The organism is Streptomyces sp., from assembly GCF_031181555.1.
Lineage (GTDB): Bacteria > Actinomycetota > Actinomycetes > Streptomycetales > Streptomycetaceae > Streptomyces > Streptomyces fimbriatus.
This window is the reverse complement of record NZ_JAPSKQ010000009.1, coordinates 31,943-47,702: the sequence shown is the minus strand read 5'-3', so window position 1 is coordinate 47,702 and position 15,760 is coordinate 31,943. Positions and strand designations below refer to the sequence as shown.

Here is a 15,760-nt window from a genome sequence, read left to right as displayed (position 1 = left end):
GTCCGCCCCGCTAGGTCCGCCGCAGCGTCCGCGTCGCCCCCGCCGCCACCGTCGTCGCCAGGATCCAGCCCAGCAGGATGAACGCGGACGTCAGCCACTGCCAGCCGCCGCGCAGCTGCCAGAAGCCCACCTGCCCCAGATCGATCACCGGCAGCAGCAGGTCCAGGGTGAACAGGGCCGGGTTCCACGCGGGATGCTCACCGCTCTTCAGGGGTGGATGGTGCGCGTGCGCGAAGGCCAGCGAACCGCCCGCCCACAGCACCGCCATCCACACCGCGGCCCGGCCCGGCCGGTACCCGTAGGCGACCGTCCAGTCCTGCGCGTAGCCCCACAGCTTGGCCGCGAGCGGCAGGCTCTCGCGGCGGCGGCGCTGCTTGGCGAGCAGCACCTCGCGGGCGTCCTCGTCCTCCCCGCTCGCCCGCAGCACGGCGGCCAGCCGCTCGTACGGCTCCGGGTTGTACTCGGCGCTCGCCGCGTCCACCCACCGCAGCCGGAGCGGCAGCGGGAACGGACCGCGCGGCACCAGGTTCTCGTAGGTGAAGCCGCCCATGTGCAGCCGGCCCGGTCCCGGCCAGCTGTCCGCCCGGTCCATCAGGTTGACCACCCGCGCCCCCGACAGCACCACCCTGCCGCGCGCCGGCCGCTCCCCGAGGAAGCGCAGCTCCGGCGTCTGCACCCGGCGCAGCGACAGCTCCTGGTCGTCGGTGAAGGTGAACCTGGCCCCCTCGAAGTCGACCGCGTCCCCGAACCGCCCGTCGTCCAGCCGCACCCCGCCCTGGCACTCGAACCGCTGGATCCGCGTCCCGCGCGCCGGGGTCATCCCGCTCCGCGCCTGGGCGCCGACGCCCGCCGGGGTCAGGTACAGCGAACGCTCCACGGTCAGCTGGGGCGCGTTCAGCGCGAGCCGGGTGTACGGACTGACCAGCCGGGCGCCGCGCAGGCTGAGCGAGACGCCTATCGTCGCGCTGCGCAGGCTCAGCTCGCCGTGCGACTCCAGCATCTCGGCCTGGAGGTCCTGGCCGACCGTCATGCCGTCCCCGGCGATCGAGCGGCCGCTGCGGTCCCGGTGCACGATCGCCTGGTTGAGCAGCAGATCCGTACCGATCCGGGCGTCGGTGAGCCGTATGCCGCCCAGGAACCGGCAGCGCGGCAGGTGCAGATCACCCTCGGTGTGCAGCCGGGCCGCCTCCAGGCGCGGTATCGAGCAGTCCACCAGCCGCACCGTCGTGAAGCGGGCCTCCGGCAGCAGCACGTCCCGCTCGAAGCGGCAGTCCCGCATCTCCACGTACGGCACCACCGTGCCGCCCGCCAGGTCCAGGGCACCGGTGATCTGCACCCCGACCAGCTTCAGCGAGGACACCCGGCCGGCCAGGGCGGGCGGTCCGTCCAGCAGGAGCCAGCACACGACGCGGGCCCGGACCGTCCGTTCGGGGCCCCACGGATGCCCTCCGTGCGGATCGTCGACGACCGTGTCCCCGCTGCTCAGGTCGTACACGCTGCCGTTCCGGAAGGCCTGCCACATCCCGGCCTCCGTGGCGGTCAGATCCTCCGGCACTTCCCCGGCGTGCGGCCCCGCCCCCTCGGTCACGGTTTCCCCCTCCCTCCCGGATACTCGTCGGTTCGTCCCTTCGTACAACCGTTCATGCCCGTTTCCGTGAGGGGTTGAACACGGAAAGTGAAGGAGATCTCCGGCGTGTGCGCGCAGTGTTACCGAAGGGTCCCGTATCAGCCATTGGAACGGGCGGACGGCTTACCACGCGGGTCTGAGAGAATTGAGCACGTGATCTCCCGAATCGATCTGCGCGGCGACGCCCTTCCCGAGGGCCCCGCCCTGCGCGACCTGCTGCCCCGAGCCGACTTCGACGTCGCGACCGCCCTGGAGAAGGTGCGTCCGATCTGCGAGGACGTGCATCATCGCGGCGACGCGGCGCTGATCGACTTCGCCGAGAGGTTCGACGGGGTGCGTCTGGAATCCGTCCGGGTCCCGGCGCAGGCGCTCACCGACGCCCTGGAGGGCCTGGACCCGGCCGTGCGGGCCGCCCTGGAGGAGTCCATCCGGCGCGCCCGCCTCGTCCACCGCGAGCAGCGCCGCACGACCCACACCACCCAGGTCGTGCCCGGCGGCACGGTCACCGAGAAGTGGGTGCCGGTCGACCGCGTCGGCCTGTACGCGCCGGGCGGCCGGTCGGTGTACCCGTCCTCCGTGATCATGAACGCCGTGCCCGCCCAGGAGGCCGGCGTCCCGTCCGTCGCGCTCGCCTCCCCGGCCCAGGCCGAGTTCGGCGGGCTGCCGCACCCGACCATCCTCGCCGCGTGCGCGCTGCTCGGCGTCGACGAGGTGTACGCGGCCGGCGGCGCCACCGCCGTCGCGATGTTCGCGTACGGCACCGAGTCCTGCCCGCCCGCGAACATGGTCACCGGTCCCGGCAACATCTGGGTCGCCGCCGCCAAGCGCTACTTCACCGGCAGGATCGGCATCGACGCCGAGGCCGGCCCCACCGAGATCGCGATCCTCGCGGACTCCACGGCCGACCCGGTGCACGTCGCCTCCGACCTGATCAGCCAGGCCGAGCACGACCCGCTGGCCGCCGCCGTCCTCGTCACCGACTCCGCCGAGCTCGCGGACGCGGTGGAGAAGGAGCTCCGGCCGCAGGTCGAGGCCAGCAAGCACATCGAGGACCGGATCGTCCCGGCGCTGTCCGGCCGGCAGTCCGCCATCGTCCTGGTCGACGGCCTCGACGAGGGCCTGCGCGTGGTCGACGCCTACGGCGCCGAGCACCTGGAGATCCAGACCGCCGACGCCGCCGCGGTCGCCGACCGGGTGCGCAACGCCGGCGCGATCTTCGTCGGCCCCTGGGCCCCGGTCTCGCTCGGCGACTACGCAGCCGGATCCAACCACGTCCTGCCCACCGGCGGCTGCGCCTGCCACTCCTCGGGCCTGTCCGTCCAGTCCTTCCTGCGCGGCATCCACATCGTCGACTACACCGAGGACGCGCTGGCCGAGGTCGCGCACCACGTGGTGACGCTGGCGGAGGCGGAGGACCTGCCCGCGCACGGCGCGGCGATCAAGGCGAGGTTCGGGTGGAAGGTACCGACGAGCAAGTGAACTTCGGAATCGACGATCTCCCCGTACGGGACGAGCTGCGCGGCAAGTCCCCCTACGGCGCGCCCCAGCTGGACGTCCCCGTACGGCTGAACACCAACGAGAACCCCTACCCGCTGCCCGAGCCGCTGGTCGAGCGGATCACCGAGCGGGTGCGCGAGGCCGCGCGGAACCTCAACCGCTACCCGGACCGGGACGCGGTGGAGCTGCGGACCCGGCTCGCCGAGTACCTGACGAGGACGGCCGGTCACCGGGTCGGCCTCGAGAACGTGTGGGCCGCCAACGGCTCCAACGAGGTCATCCAGCAGCTGCTGCAGACCTTCGGCGGGCCCGGCCGCACCGCGATCGGCTTCGAGCCGTCGTACTCGATGCACGGCCTGATCGCCCGCGGCACCGGCACCGGCTGGATCTCCGGCCCGCGCCACGACGACTTCTCGATCGACCTCGCGGCGGCCGAGAAGGCGATCGCCGAGCACCGGCCGGACGTCGTCTTCGTCACCACCCCCAACAACCCCACCGGCAACGCGGTCCCGGCCGAGACGGTCCTCGCCCTGTACGAGGCCGCTCAGGCGGCCGGGCCGTCGATGGTGGTCGTGGACGAGGCGTACATCGAGTTCAGCCACGGCGACTCGCTGCTGCCGCTGCTCGACGGACGGCCGCACCTGGTCGTCTCCCGCACCATGTCGAAGGCGTTCGGCGCGGCGGGCCTGCGCCTCGGCTACCTCGCCGCGCACCCCGCGGTCGTGGACGCCGTGCAGCTCGTCCGGCTGCCCTACCACCTCTCGGCGGTCACCCAGGCGACCGCCCTGGCCGCCCTGGAGCACACCGACACGCTGCTGAAGTACGTCGAGCAGCTGAAGGCCGAGCGGGACCGGCTGGTCGCCGAACTGCGCGCCCTCGGCTACGAGGTCACCGAGTCCGACGCGAACTTCGTCCAGTTCGGCAGGTTCGCGGACTCCCACGCCGTCTGGCGGCAGATCCTCGACCGGGGCGTCCTGGTCCGGGACAACGGCGTACCGGGATGGCTGCGGGTCACCGCCGGCACCCCGGCCGAAAACGACGCGTTCCTCGACGCGGTCCGTGACATCAAGAAGGAGCAGAGCGCATGAACCGCGTTGGACGCGTGCAGCGGACGACCAAGGAGACGTCCGTCCTCGTCGAGATCGACCTCGACGGCACCGGGAAGACCGAGATCTCCACCGGGGTCGGCTTCTACGACCACATGCTCGACCAGCTCGGCCGGCACGGCCTGTTCGACCTGACCGTGAAGACCGAGGGCGACCTGCACATCGACTCCCACCACACCATCGAGGACACCGCCCTCGCGCTCGGCGCCGCCTTCCGGCAGGCGCTCGGCGACAAGGTGGGCATCTACCGCTTCGGCAACTGCACGGTGCCGCTGGACGAGTCCCTCGCCCAGGTCACCGTCGACCTGTCCGGCCGCCCCTACCTCGTGCACACCGAGCCCGAGAAGATGGCGCCGATGATCGGCGAGTACGACACCACGATGACCCGGCACATCCTGGAGTCCTTCGTCGCCCAGGCCCAGATCGCGCTGCACGTGCACGTGCCCTACGGGCGCAACGCGCACCACATCGTGGAGTGCCAGTTCAAGGCGCTCGCCCGCGCCCTGCGCTACGCCTCCGAACGCGACCCGCGCGCGGCCGGCATCCTGCCCTCCACGAAGGGCGCGCTGTAGGCATGAACGGACTGTCCACCGTCCTGATCGTCGTCGGCCTCTTCTTCCTCGGCGGAGTCATCTCCTTCGTCAAGCAGAAGATGCCCAAGAGCCTGATCGTGCTGCTCTCGACCGGCGCCGCGCTGTGTCTCGCCGCGGGCGTCCTGAGGCTGGAGGTGTGACCTCTTGAGCACCACCAAGAAGGTCGTGGTCTTCGACTACGGCTTCGGCAACGTCCGCTCCGCCGAGCGCGCCCTCGCGCGCGCGGGAGCCGACGTCGAGATCACCCGTGACTTCGACCGGGCCATGAACGCCGACGGCCTGCTGGTGCCCGGCGTCGGCGCCTTCGCCGCCTGCATGCGGGGCCTGAAGGAGGCGCGCGGCGACTGGATCGTCGACCGCCGGCTGGCCGGCGGGCGCCCGGTGATGGGCATCTGCGTCGGCATGCAGATCCTGTTCGCGCGCGGCGTCGAGCACGGCGCGGAGACCGAGGGCCTCGACGAGTGGCCCGGCTCGGTCGAGCCGCTGCAGGCCGACGTCGTGCCCCACATGGGCTGGAACACCGTGGACGCACCGGCCGGCTCCGAGCTGTTCGCCGGCCTCGACGCGGACGCCCGCTTCTACTTCGTGCACTCCTACGCGGTCCACGACTGGACCCTCGAGGTGCACAACCCGGCGATGGCGACGCCCAAGGTCACCTGGTCCACGCACGGCAAGCCGTTCGTCGCCGCGGTGGAGAACGGCGCCCTGTGGGCCACCCAGTTCCACCCCGAGAAGTCCGGCGACGCCGGTGCCCAGCTCCTCACCAACTGGATCGGAACCCTGTAGAGACATGGCCAAGCTCGAACTGCTCCCCGCCGTCGACGTCCGCGACGGCCAGGCCGTCCGCCTGGTGCACGGCGAGTCCGGGACGGAAACCTCGTACGGCTCCCCCCTGGAGGCCGCCCTCGCCTGGCAGCGCTCGGGCGCCGAGTGGCTGCACCTGGTCGACCTGGACGCCGCGTTCGGCACCGGCGACAACCGCGAGCTGATCGCCGAGGTCACCGGCGCGATGGACATCAAGGTGGAGCTGTCCGGCGGCATCCGCGACGACGACACCCTCGCCGCCGCCCTCGCCACCGGCTGCACCCGCGTCAACCTCGGCACCGCCGCCCTGGAGACCCCCGAGTGGGTCGCCAGGGTCATCGCCGAGCACGGCGACAAGATCGCCGTCGGCCTCGACGTACGCGGCACCACCCTGCGCGGCCGCGGCTGGACCCGCGACGGCGGCGACCTCTACGAGACGCTGGAGCGCCTCGACAAGGAGGGCTGCGCCCGCTACGTCGTCACCGACATCGCCAAGGACGGCACCCTCCAGGGCCCCAACCTGGAGCTGCTGAAGAACGTCTGCGCCGCCACCGACCGCCCGGTGGTCGCCTCCGGCGGCGTGTCCTCGCTGGACGACCTGCGCGCCATCGCGGAGCTCGTGCCGCTCGGTGTCGAGGGCGCCATCGTCGGGAAGGCCCTGTACGCGAAGGCGTTCACCCTGGAAGAGGCCCTGGAGGTCACCTCGTGAAAAAGGACACGGTGCGATGACGTCCGGAGCCGTACGGCGCGTGCAGAGCGGAAGCCCCTGGGAGGAGTCCTTCGGGTCCGCGCGCGCCGTGGCGGCGGGTGACCGCGTCCTGGTGGCGGGCACGACCGCGTTCCGGGGCGAGGTGCTCCACGGGGAGGGCGACCCCTACGAGCAGGCCAAGACGGCCTTCACCATCGCGCTGGAGGCGATCGGCGAGTTCGGGCTCGGCATCGAGTCCGTGATCCGCACGCGCATCCACCTCGTTCACGCGCGGGACGTCGACGAGGCCGGCCGGGCCCACAAGGAACTGTTCGACCCGGTGCGCCCGGTCACCACCCTCCTGGTGGTCGAGGGCTTCGTCGACTCGCGCGTACTGGTCTCAGTGGAACTCGAAGCATTCAGAGGAGCCGTGACTTCATGACCCTGGCGGTCCGAGTCATCCCCTGCCTGGACGTGGACAACGGCCGGGTCGTCAAGGGCGTCAACTTCCAGAACCTGCGCGACGCGGGCGACCCCGTCGAGATGGCCAAGGTGTACGACGCCGAGGGCGCCGACGAGCTGACGTTCCTGGACATCACCGCCTCGTCGGGCAACCGCGAGACGACGTACGACGTGGTGCGCCGCACCGCCGAGCAGGTGTTCATCCCGCTGACGGTCGGCGGCGGCGTGCGCACCGCCGAGGACGTGGACAGGCTGCTGCGGGCGGGCGCCGACAAGGTGGGCGTGAACACCGCCGCCATCGCCCGCCCCGACCTCATCCGCGAGATCGCCGAGCGCTTCGGCCGGCAGGTCCTCGTCCTCTCGGTCGACGCCCGCCGCACGGAGTCCGGCTCCTTCGAGGTCACCACGCACGGCGGCCGCCGCGGCACCGGGATCGACGCCGTGGAGTGGGCGCACCGCGCCGCCGAGCTGGGCGCCGGCGAGATCCTGCTCAACTCCATGGACGCCGACGGCACCAAGGACGGCTACGACCTGGAGATGATCGCCGCCGTCCGCAAGCACGTCACCGTCCCGGTGATCGCCTCGGGCGGCGCCGGCGAGCTGGCCGACTTCCCGCCCGCGGTCGAGGCGGGCGCCGACGCGGTCCTCGCGGCCTCGGTCTTCCACTTCGGCGACTTGCGCATCGGCCAGGTCAAGGACACCCTGCGCAAGGCCGGGCACCCGGTCCGCTGACGTCCGGCCCGGCCCGGTCACGAGCCGTGCCCCTCGGGTGCCGGTCAGATACCGAGCTGCTTGGTCTCCTGAAGCTTCGCGATCGCGCTCTCGTCGCCTTCCAGCCCGACCTTCGCCGCACTCTGCCGCCCGTAGGCGAACAGCACCAGCTCCGACGGCTCGCCGGTCACCGTGACCACCGGGGTGCCGCGGTGGGCCACCACCGTCTGGCCGTTCGGGCGGCGCAGCACCAGGCCCGTCGGAACGCCGCGGCCCACCAGGCGGGCGGCGCGTTCCAGCCGGGACCACAGGACGTCCTGGAACACCGGGTCGAGGTCACGCGGCGTCCAGTCGGGCTGGGCCCGGCGGACGTCCTCCGTGTGGACGTAGAACTCGACGATGTTCGACATCTCGTCGACCTGCTTGAGCGAGAAGGGCGAGAAGCGGGGCGGGCCGGTACGGATCAGCTGGATCAGCTCCTCGTACGGCTTGGCGGTGAACTCCGCCATCACCCGCTCCAGCCGCGGCGCCAGCTGCTTGACCAGCATGCCGCCGGCGGCGTCGGGGCGGCGCTCGCGCACCACCACGTGGGCGGCGAGGTCCCGGGTCGTCCAGCCCTCGCACAGGGTGGGGGCCTCGGGCCCCGCGGTCTCCAGCAGATCGGCCAGAAGGAGTCGTTCACGCTTGGCATGGGTCGACATGCCAGCCAGCCTACGACCGCCCGTCCGCTCCGCCCACCCGTCACCCGGCCGCCGCCCCCACGGGAACTCCCCCGGGGCACCCCCGGCGCGTCACCGTTCCCAATCGGTGGACGCCCTCCGTGGCTCGCCGGCGGAGCGCGGCACAATGGCACCCATGACCAGCACGTCCCGGCCCAGCCGCCTCGACCCGGAGATCGCCGCGCGCCTCAAGCGCAGCCCCGACGGCCTCCTGCCCGCCATCGCCCAGCAGTACGACACCGGAGAGGTGCTGATGCTGGGCTGGATGGACGACGAGGCGCTGCACCGCACGCTGACCACCGGCCGCTGCACCTACTGGTCGCGCAGCCGGCAGGAGTACTGGGTCAAGGGGGACACCTCCGGCCACTTCCAGCGGGTCAAGTCGGTCGCCCTCGACTGCGACGCGGACACCGTGCTGGTCAAGGTCGACCAGATCGGCGCCGCCTGCCACACCGGCGCCCGTACCTGTTTCGACGCCGACGTGCTGCTGAAGGACGGCCCCGTGGCCGTCTCCCCGGACGTTCCCGCCGACGGCGCCGGTTCCGGCGCGGCCGCCCCGGATCAGTAAGGTCTGCCGCCATGGACCTCGAGACGTTCCGCAAGCTCGCCACCGACCGCCGGGTCATCCCGGTCACCCGCAAGCTGCTCGCCGACGGCGACACCCCGGTCGCGCTCTACCGCAAGCTCGCCGGCGAGCGCCCCGGCACCTTCCTGCTGGAGTCCGCCGAGAACGGACGCTCCTGGTCCCGCTACTCCTTCGTCGGCGTCCGCAGCGCCGCCACCCTCACCGAGCGCGGCGGACGGGCCCACTGGCAGGGCGCCCCGCCCGTCGGCGTCCCCGCCGACGGCGACCCGCTCGCCGCGCTGCGCGCCACCCTCGAGGCCCTGCACACCCCGCGCGACCTCGCCCACGACCTCGGCCTGCCGCCCTTCACCGGCGGCATGGTCGGCTACCTCGGCTACGACATCGTGCGCCGCCTGGAGAGGATCGGCCCCGGCGAACGGGACGATCTGCGGCTGCCCGAGCTGACCATGCTGCTCACCAGCGACCTGGCCGTCATGGACCACTGGGAGGGCGCCGTCTGGCTGATCGCCAACGCGATCAACCACAACGACCTGGAGACCGGCGTCGACGAGGCCTACGCCGACGCCGTGGCCCGCCTGAACGCCATGGAGGCCGACCTCACCCGCGCGGTGGCCCAGCCCCCGGCCGTGCTGCCGCCCTCCGAGCTGCCCGAGTACACCGCACTGTGGGGCGGCCCCGACTTCCAGCGGGCCGTGGAGGACGTCAAGGAGCGCATCCGCGCGGGCGAGGCCTTCCAGGTCGTCCCCTCCCAGCGGTTCGAGACCCCGTGCACGGCGAGCGCCCTGGACGTCTACCGGGTCCTGCGCGCCACCAACCCCTCGCCGTACATGTACCTGTTCCGCTTCGACGGCTTCGACGTCGTCGGATCGTCCCCCGAGGCACTGGTGAAGGTCGAGGACGGACAGGCGATGGTCCACCCCATCGCCGGCACCCGGCACCGCGGCGCCACCCCGCAGGAGGACCAGGCCCTCGCCGACGAACTGCTCGCCGACCCCAAGGAGCGCGCCGAGCACCTCATGCTCGTCGACCTGGGCCGCAACGACCTCGGGCGGGTCTGCGAGCCCGGCTCGGTCGAGGTCGTCGACTTCATGTCCATCGAGCGGTACTCGCACGTCATGCACATCGTCTCGACGGTCACCGGCCGGGTCGCGGCCGGCCGCACCGCCTTCGACGTGCTCACCGCCTGCTTCCCGGCCGGCACGCTGTCCGGTGCGCCCAAGCCCCGCGCGATGCAGATCATCGACGAACTCGAGCCGTCCCGGCGCGGGCTGTACGGCGGCTGCGTCGGCTACCTCGACTTCGCCGGCGACTCCGACACCGCCATCGCCATCCGCACCGCGCTGCTCCGCGAGGGCACCGCGTACGTGCAGGCCGGCGCCGGGATCGTCGCCGACTCCGACCCGGTCGCCGAGGACACCGAGTGCCGCAACAAGGCGGCTGCGGTGCTGCGCGCCGTTCACACGGCGAACCGGCTGGGAAAGCCCTGAGACGAACCCCGGGTGACGGTTCGCCCGGGGTTCAGGCGATAGTGGAGTACGTGACTGCCGTACCTCCCTCCCGTTCCGAGGCCGTGGGTTCCGCCCGGGCCGGCCGCATCAGCCTCGCCGCCGCCCTGCTGTGCGGCGCCCTGGGCGCGGCCGTGGCCCTGCTCGCCACCCGGCAGCAGTGGGCGGAGGGCACCGCGAGAGTGGCCGGCGGCGCCTTCCCCCTGACCGCCCGGGGCAGCGACGTCACCGGCGTCCCCGCCGCCCTGGCCATCGTGGGCCTGGCCGCGCTCGTCGCCGTCTTCGCCGTCCGCCGCGTCGGACGCCTCGCCGTCGCCGCGCTGCTCGCCCTCGCCGGGGCGGGCACCGTCACGGCGGCCCTGATCGGGGCCTCGGACAGTGCCGCGCTCGACGAGAAGGCCGCGGAGGCCTCCGGTGACACCTCCGCCACGGTGGACGCCCTCGCCCACACCGCATGGCCCTACGTCGCGGCCGTGGGCGGCCTGCTGCTCCTGCTGGCCGGACTGCTCGCCCTGCGCTACGGCCGGCTGTGGCCCGCCATGTCCGGCCGCTACGAACGGGGCGGTGCCCCCCGGCAGCGCCGCAAGGCCCCCGCCGTGGACCCCGACCGCCCCGAGGACCTCTGGAAGGCCCTCGACCGCGGCGAGGACCCGACCGGCGCCTGAAGCCCGCCGGCGGCCGCCCGGGGGACCGGACCGGCGCGCCCGGGACACCGCACCGTGGGCCGCCCCTCCCGCCGGGGGCGCGCCGGGCCCGGATCCGGCGCCGAGAGCCGCCATGTGCCGCGCGGGATGCCAGCCCCGCGAGTCGGTCGGCCGGGTGGACGGGGAACCGCGCCGGGGGCTGTCGCCCTTCGCGCGGAGGGTGGGTCCGCGCCGACGGCCGACCGGGCGAAACCCCTGGCCGGGGGGCCGCCACCACCCGCGCGGTGTGCGGGAACCGGCGCCGGGGCCGTCGGTCCCCTCGCGCGCTGTCGCGTCGGACGGTCGCTCCCGCGCGGGCGTGCGGGAGGGCCCCGGCGGGAGCCGGTGGGGGCCGCCCGACCGGGTCCGGGACGCCGGAGCGGCCCCGGCGGGACTTCGCCGGACGCTCCGGCAGCGCGCCGGGGAGCACCCCCGCTCACCCCGCACGCGCGCGTGCGGGACAATGAGCGTGAGCGTCCTGCTCAGACACGCACACAGCAACGAGGAGCAAGCAATGGCGGGCAGCAGCCACGGTCACACCCCGGCCGCCTGGACCGGTGTCATCATCGCCTTCATCGGTTTCTGCGTCGCGGGCGCGTTCATGGTCATGGCCCAGCCCGTGGGCTTCTGGGCCGGCATGGGCATCGTGCTCCTCGGCGGTGTCGTCGGCGCCGTCATGCGCTCGATGGGCCTGGGCCAGCCGAAGAGCGACCACCCCGTTCACCAGGTCACCGGCGACCGCGAGCCGGCCCGCGCCGAGGGCTGAGCGCCGCGGAGCACCCCCGGCAGGGGCGGTCGGCACGGTGGTGCCGCGACCGCCCCTGACGCGCGTCCGGGGCACAATGCACGGTGTGAACGCCCCCGCCCCCAGCGTGACCCGCGGCAGGGCGGCCCGGCTGGCCCTCCCCGCCGGGGTGCTCGCCGCCGTCGCCGGAGCCTTCGCCTACGTCGGGATTGTGGACCCCAACGAGCCCGGCCACTACCCGGCCTGCCCGCTCCTGCGCCTCACCGGCCTGTACTGCCCCGGCTGCGGCGGACTGCGCAGCGCGCACGCCGTCGTCCACGGCGACCTCCTCGCGGCCCTCCAGGCCAACGCGCCCGCCGTCCTCGGCTACGCGGGCCTCGCCGTGCTGTGGACCGTATGGGTGGTCCGCGCGGTACGGGGACAGCCGCTGCGGATCGACCCCCCGCCGGTGCTGCTGTGGTCCCTGGGGGCGTTGCTGCTGGTCTTCACGGTTGTCCGGAACCTACCGTTCGGTGGCTGGCTGCATCCTTGATCAGCAGGTGAACGTCCAGGTGGTGGGACCGGCGTCAACCGGATGCGAGGCATACGCCCGGCTGCGGATACCATCGCAGTGACCACCGGTTTCGTCCGGCGACCCGACCGCGAAGGCGGGCCCCGCGGCGGAAGCCGACGCATCGAAGACCGACCGTCTGGAAGGGGGCCGCTCGCGTGAGTGTGCTCGACGAGATCATCGACGGAGTCCGTGCCGACCTCGCGGAGCGGCAGGCGCGCGTCAGCCTCGACGAGCTCAAGGAGCGTGCGGCGAAGGCTCCCGCGGCCAAGGACGGCGTGGCCGCCCTGCGCGGCGACGGCGTCAAGGTGATCTGCGAGGTCAAGCGCTCCAGCCCGTCCAAGGGCGCGCTCGCCGCGATCGCCGACCCGGCCGGACTCGCCGCCGACTACGAGGCGGGCGGCGCGGCCGTCATCTCCGTCCTCACCGAACAGCGCCGCTTCGGCGGCTCGCTGGCCGACCTGGAGGCGGTCCGCGCGCGCGTGGACATCCCCGTCCTGCGCAAGGACTTCATCGTCACCTCGTACCAGCTCTGGGAGGCCCGCGCGTACGGCGCCGACCTCGCGCTGCTGATCGTCGCGGCCCTCGACCAGCCGGCCCTGGAGTCGCTGATCGAGCGCGCCGAGTCCATCGGGCTCACCCCGCTCGTCGAGGTGCACGACGAGGACGAGGTCGAGCGGGCGGTGGACGCGGGCGCCAAGGTCATCGGCGTCAACGCGCGCAACCTCAAGACCCTCGAGGTCGACCGCGGCACCTTCGAGCGGGTCGCCCCCGAGATCCCCGCCCACCTGGTCAAGGTCGCCGAGTCCGGCGTCCGCGGCCCGCACGACCTCATCGCCTACGCCAACGCCGGCGCCGACGCCGTCCTGGTCGGCGAGTCCCTCGTCACCGGGCGCGACCCGAAGACGGCGGTCTCCGACCTGGTGGCGGCGGGGGAGCACCCGGCACTGCGCCACGGCCGGGGCTGATCTCCCGGTAGGCTGACACCGATGACGCTTCCGATCACCGTGACGACCCGGGACCCGTACGCCCGCCTCGCGCGCGGCTGCCGGCCCCGCGGCTGCCGCGCGCCCGCACGCCGGGTGCACGGCCGGCGGGTGCGGTACGTCATCGGTGACGAGCCGGGGCAGGTGAACGGCATGCGATGGCAGCAGCCGGTCTTCGGGGGCGCGGGGCTGCACCCGACTGTGCGACCGCGTCGCGCGGGCGCGACCGGCCACGGCGGGCCCGCGGTCGGCTGACCCTCCCCGCCCCCACGGCGAACAGTGTTCTTTCCACGCACTCACCGTGAGGTTTCCGCATGCCCAGCGAGTTCTTCATCCCCGACCCGGAGGGCCGGGTCCCCAGTGCCGAGGGCTACTTCGGCGCGTTCGGCGGCAAGTTCATCCCGGAGGCGCTCGTCGCCGCCGTGGACGAGGTCGCCGTCGAGTACGACAAGGCCAAGGCCGACCCCGAGTTCGCCCGCGAGCTCGACGACCTGCTGGTGAACTACACCGGCCGCCCGAGCGCCCTCACCGAGGTGCCCCGGTTCGCCGAACACGCCGGTGGTGCCCGGGTCTTCCTCAAGCGCGAGGACCTCAACCACACCGGCTCCCACAAGATCAACAACGTGCTCGGCCAGGCCCTGCTGACCAAGCGCATGGGCAAGACCCGCGTCATCGCCGAGACCGGCGCCGGCCAGCACGGCGTCGCCACCGCCACCGCCTGCGCCCTGTTCGGCCTCGACTGCACCATCTACATGGGCGAGATCGACACGCAGCGCCAGGCCCTCAACGTGGCCCGGATGCGCATGCTCGGCGCCGAGGTCATCGCCGTGAAGTCGGGCAGCCGCACCCTCAAGGACGCCATCAACGAGGCGTTCCGCGACTGGGTCGCCAACGTCGACCGCACCCACTACCTCTTCGGCACCGTCGCCGGCCCCCACCCCTTCCCGGCGATGGTCCGCGACTTCCACCGCGTCATCGGCGTCGAGGCCCGCCGCCAGCTGCTGGAGCGCGCCGGACGGCTCCCCGACGCCGCCGTCGCCTGCGTCGGCGGCGGCTCCAACGCCATCGGCCTGTTCCACGCCTTCATCCCCGACGAGGGCGTCCGCCTCGTCGGCTGCGAACCCGCCGGGCACGGCGTCGAGACCGGCGAGCACGCGGCCACGCTGACCGCGGGCGAGCCCGGCATCCTGCACGGCTCGCGCTCCTACGTCCTCCAGGACGACGAGGGCCAGATCACCGAGCCGTACTCCATCTCGGCGGGGCTCGACTACCCGGGCATCGGGCCCGAGCACGCCTACCTCAAGGACTCCGGCCGCGGCGAGTACCGCGCGGTCACCGACGACGCCGCGATGCAGGCCCTGCGGCTGCTGTCGCGCACCGAGGGCATCATCCCGGCCATCGAGAGCGCCCACGCGCTCGCCGGCGCCCTGGAGGTCGGCAAGGAGCTGGGCGAGGACGGGCTGATCGTCGTCAACCTGTCCGGCCGCGGCGACAAGGACATGGACACCGCCGCCCGCTACTTCGGGCTGTACGACACCGACGCCGAGGTCGCCGCCGACGAGGCCGGCGGCGCCGCCGAGATCGAGGGGGACGCCAAGTGAGCGGCAACATCCAGCTGTTGACGGACACCCTCGCCGCGGCGAAGTCCGAGGGGCGCTCGGCGCTCATCGCCTACCTCCCGGCCGGGTTCCCGACCGTGGACGGCGGCATCGAGGCGGTCAGGGCCGTCCTCGACGGCGGCGCCGACGTCGTGGAGGTGGGTCTGCCGCACAGCGACCCCGTCCTCGACGGTCCCGTCATCCAGACCGCCGACGACATCGCCCTGCGCGGCGGCGTGCGGATCGCCGACGTGATGCGCACGGTCCGCGAGGCGCACCGGGCCACCGGCAAGCCGGTCCTCGTCATGACGTACTGGAACCCCATCGACCGCTACGGCGTCGAGCGGTTCACCGCCGAACTCGCCGAGGCGGGCGGCGCCGGGTGCATCCTGCCCGACCTGCCCGTCCAGGAGTCGGCGCTGTGGCGCGAGCACGCCGACAAGCACGGCCTCGCCACGGTCTTCGTGGTCGCGCCCAGCAGCAAGGACGAGCGGCTCGCCGAGATCACCGCGGCCGGCAGCGGCTTCGTCTACGCCGCCTCCCTGATGGGCGTCACCGGAACCCGTGAGTCGGTCGGCGCGCAGGCCCGGGACCTGGTGGAGCGCACCCGGGCCACCGGCACCGGGCTGCCGGTCTGTGTCGGGCTCGGCGTCTCCAACCCCGCCCAGGCCGCCGAGGTCGCCGGCTTCGCCGACGGTGTGATCGTCGGCTCGGCCTTCGTCAAGCGGATGCTGGACGCCCCCGACCACGCCGCCGGCATCGAGGCCGTCCGCGCGCTCGCGGGCGACCTCGCCAAGGGCGTGCGCGGACAGGCGTAGGGGACGGGCACGGCGGACGGGCCCGCGCGGCCGGATATCCGCAGGTAGTCATACGGGTCCCTCGTACGGGTGGACCTGTGAC

Annotated in this window: 19 protein-coding genes; 17 read left to right on the top strand and 2 right to left on the bottom strand. The window is 73.2% G+C overall.

Going from position 1 to position 15,760, the window contains the following annotated elements:
* Positions 1 to 10 precede the first annotated feature (10 nt).
* Complete coding sequence (locus RIM90_RS03760) at positions 11 to 1,588, bottom strand: oxidoreductase (RefSeq protein WP_309059073.1); 1,578 nt, start codon at positions 1,586 to 1,588, stop codon at positions 11 to 13.
* 192 nt (positions 1,589 to 1,780) lie between these two features.
* Here RIM90_RS03760 and hisD point away from each other — a divergent pair, with 192 nt between their 5' ends.
* Genes hisD through hisF form a run of 8 tightly spaced genes read left to right on the top strand, consistent with a single transcriptional unit; the run spans position 1,781 to position 7,509 of the window.
* Entirely contained in the window at positions 1,781 to 3,106 is a 1,326-nt protein-coding gene (hisD, locus tag RIM90_RS03755) for a histidinol dehydrogenase (protein ID WP_309059072.1), read from the top strand.
* On the top strand, positions 3,103 to 4,212 hold the full coding sequence (locus tag RIM90_RS03750) for a histidinol-phosphate transaminase (protein WP_309059071.1): 1,110 nt from the start codon (positions 3,103 to 3,105) through the stop codon (positions 4,210 to 4,212). The genes hisD and RIM90_RS03750 overlap by 4 nt, the downstream gene beginning before the upstream one ends.
* The gene (gene hisB, locus RIM90_RS03745; protein ID WP_309059070.1) at positions 4,209 to 4,802 is read left to right on the top strand and encodes an imidazoleglycerol-phosphate dehydratase HisB; all 594 of its coding nucleotides are present in this window, start codon (positions 4,209 to 4,211) and stop codon (positions 4,800 to 4,802) included. Before RIM90_RS03750 ends, hisB begins: the two co-directional genes overlap by 4 nt.
* A gap of 2 nt (positions 4,803 to 4,804) precedes the next feature.
* Complete coding sequence (locus tag RIM90_RS03740) at positions 4,805 to 4,963, top strand: hypothetical protein (RefSeq protein ID WP_309059069.1); 159 nt, start codon at positions 4,805 to 4,807, stop codon at positions 4,961 to 4,963.
* 4 nt (positions 4,964 to 4,967) lie between these two features.
* Complete coding sequence (hisH, locus tag RIM90_RS03735) at positions 4,968 to 5,609, top strand: imidazole glycerol phosphate synthase subunit HisH (protein WP_309059068.1); 642 nt, start codon at positions 4,968 to 4,970, stop codon at positions 5,607 to 5,609.
* A gap of 4 nt (positions 5,610 to 5,613) precedes the next feature.
* Positions 5,614 to 6,336: a bifunctional 1-(5-phosphoribosyl)-5-((5-phosphoribosylamino)methylideneamino)imidazole-4-carboxamide isomerase/phosphoribosylanthranilate isomerase PriA gene (gene priA, locus RIM90_RS03730; protein ID WP_309059067.1), complete on the top strand. Its 723-nt coding sequence runs from the start codon at positions 5,614 to 5,616 to the stop codon at positions 6,334 to 6,336.
* Between the two features lie 16 nt (positions 6,337 to 6,352).
* The gene (locus tag RIM90_RS03725; RefSeq protein WP_309059066.1) at positions 6,353 to 6,757 is read left to right on the top strand and encodes a Rid family hydrolase; all 405 of its coding nucleotides are present in this window, start codon (positions 6,353 to 6,355) and stop codon (positions 6,755 to 6,757) included.
* Positions 6,754 to 7,509, top strand: a complete 756-nt coding sequence (gene hisF / locus RIM90_RS03720) for an imidazole glycerol phosphate synthase subunit HisF (protein WP_309059065.1) — start codon at positions 6,754 to 6,756, stop codon at positions 7,507 to 7,509. The genes RIM90_RS03725 and hisF overlap by 4 nt, the downstream gene beginning before the upstream one ends.
* 44 nt (positions 7,510 to 7,553) lie before the next feature.
* Here the strand turns inward: hisF and RIM90_RS03715 are convergent, their stop codons facing one another.
* The gene (locus RIM90_RS03715) at positions 7,554 to 8,189 is read right to left on the bottom strand and encodes a TIGR03085 family metal-binding protein (protein ID WP_309059064.1); all 636 of its coding nucleotides are present in this window, start codon (positions 8,187 to 8,189) and stop codon (positions 7,554 to 7,556) included.
* 154 nt (positions 8,190 to 8,343) lie between these two features.
* Here RIM90_RS03715 and hisI point away from each other — a divergent pair, with 154 nt between their 5' ends.
* The 9 genes from hisI to trpA all read left to right on the top strand — a co-directional run bounded on the left by hisI (position 8,344) and on the right by trpA (position 15,678).
* Positions 8,344 to 8,775 carry a phosphoribosyl-AMP cyclohydrolase gene (gene hisI / locus RIM90_RS03710; RefSeq protein WP_309059063.1) on the top strand — a complete coding sequence of 144 codons (432 nt, stop codon included), beginning with the start codon at positions 8,344 to 8,346 and terminating at the stop codon, positions 8,773 to 8,775.
* An 11-nt stretch (positions 8,776 to 8,786) separates the two neighbouring features.
* Positions 8,787 to 10,280 carry an anthranilate synthase component I gene (locus RIM90_RS03705; protein WP_309059062.1) on the top strand — a complete coding sequence of 498 codons (1,494 nt, stop codon included), beginning with the start codon at positions 8,787 to 8,789 and terminating at the stop codon, positions 10,278 to 10,280.
* Between the two features lie 41 nt (positions 10,281 to 10,321).
* The gene (locus RIM90_RS03700; RefSeq protein ID WP_309059061.1) at positions 10,322 to 10,963 is read left to right on the top strand and encodes a TIGR02234 family membrane protein; all 642 of its coding nucleotides are present in this window, start codon (positions 10,322 to 10,324) and stop codon (positions 10,961 to 10,963) included.
* Between the two features lie 532 nt (positions 10,964 to 11,495).
* Complete coding sequence (locus RIM90_RS03695) at positions 11,496 to 11,747, top strand: HGxxPAAW family protein (protein ID WP_309059060.1); 252 nt, start codon at positions 11,496 to 11,498, stop codon at positions 11,745 to 11,747.
* A gap of 76 nt (positions 11,748 to 11,823) precedes the next feature.
* Positions 11,824 to 12,258: a DUF2752 domain-containing protein gene (locus tag RIM90_RS03690; RefSeq protein WP_309059059.1), complete on the top strand. Its 435-nt coding sequence runs from the start codon at positions 11,824 to 11,826 to the stop codon at positions 12,256 to 12,258.
* Between the two features lie 176 nt (positions 12,259 to 12,434).
* A complete protein-coding gene (gene trpC, locus RIM90_RS03685; protein ID WP_184817123.1) occupies positions 12,435 to 13,244 on the top strand; it encodes an indole-3-glycerol phosphate synthase TrpC in 810 nt (269 codons plus the stop codon).
* Between the two features lie 21 nt (positions 13,245 to 13,265).
* On the top strand, positions 13,266 to 13,517 hold the full coding sequence (gene trpM / locus RIM90_RS03680) for a tryptophan biosynthesis modulator TrpM (protein WP_309059058.1): 252 nt from the start codon (positions 13,266 to 13,268) through the stop codon (positions 13,515 to 13,517).
* 59 nt (positions 13,518 to 13,576) lie between these two features.
* Positions 13,577 to 14,863: a tryptophan synthase subunit beta gene (gene trpB / locus RIM90_RS03675; RefSeq protein WP_309059057.1), complete on the top strand. Its 1,287-nt coding sequence runs from the start codon at positions 13,577 to 13,579 to the stop codon at positions 14,861 to 14,863.
* Positions 14,860 to 15,678: a tryptophan synthase subunit alpha gene (gene trpA, locus RIM90_RS03670; RefSeq protein ID WP_309059056.1), complete on the top strand. Its 819-nt coding sequence runs from the start codon at positions 14,860 to 14,862 to the stop codon at positions 15,676 to 15,678. Before trpB ends, trpA begins: the two co-directional genes overlap by 4 nt.
* The last annotated feature ends 82 nt before the right edge of the window (positions 15,679 to 15,760 follow it).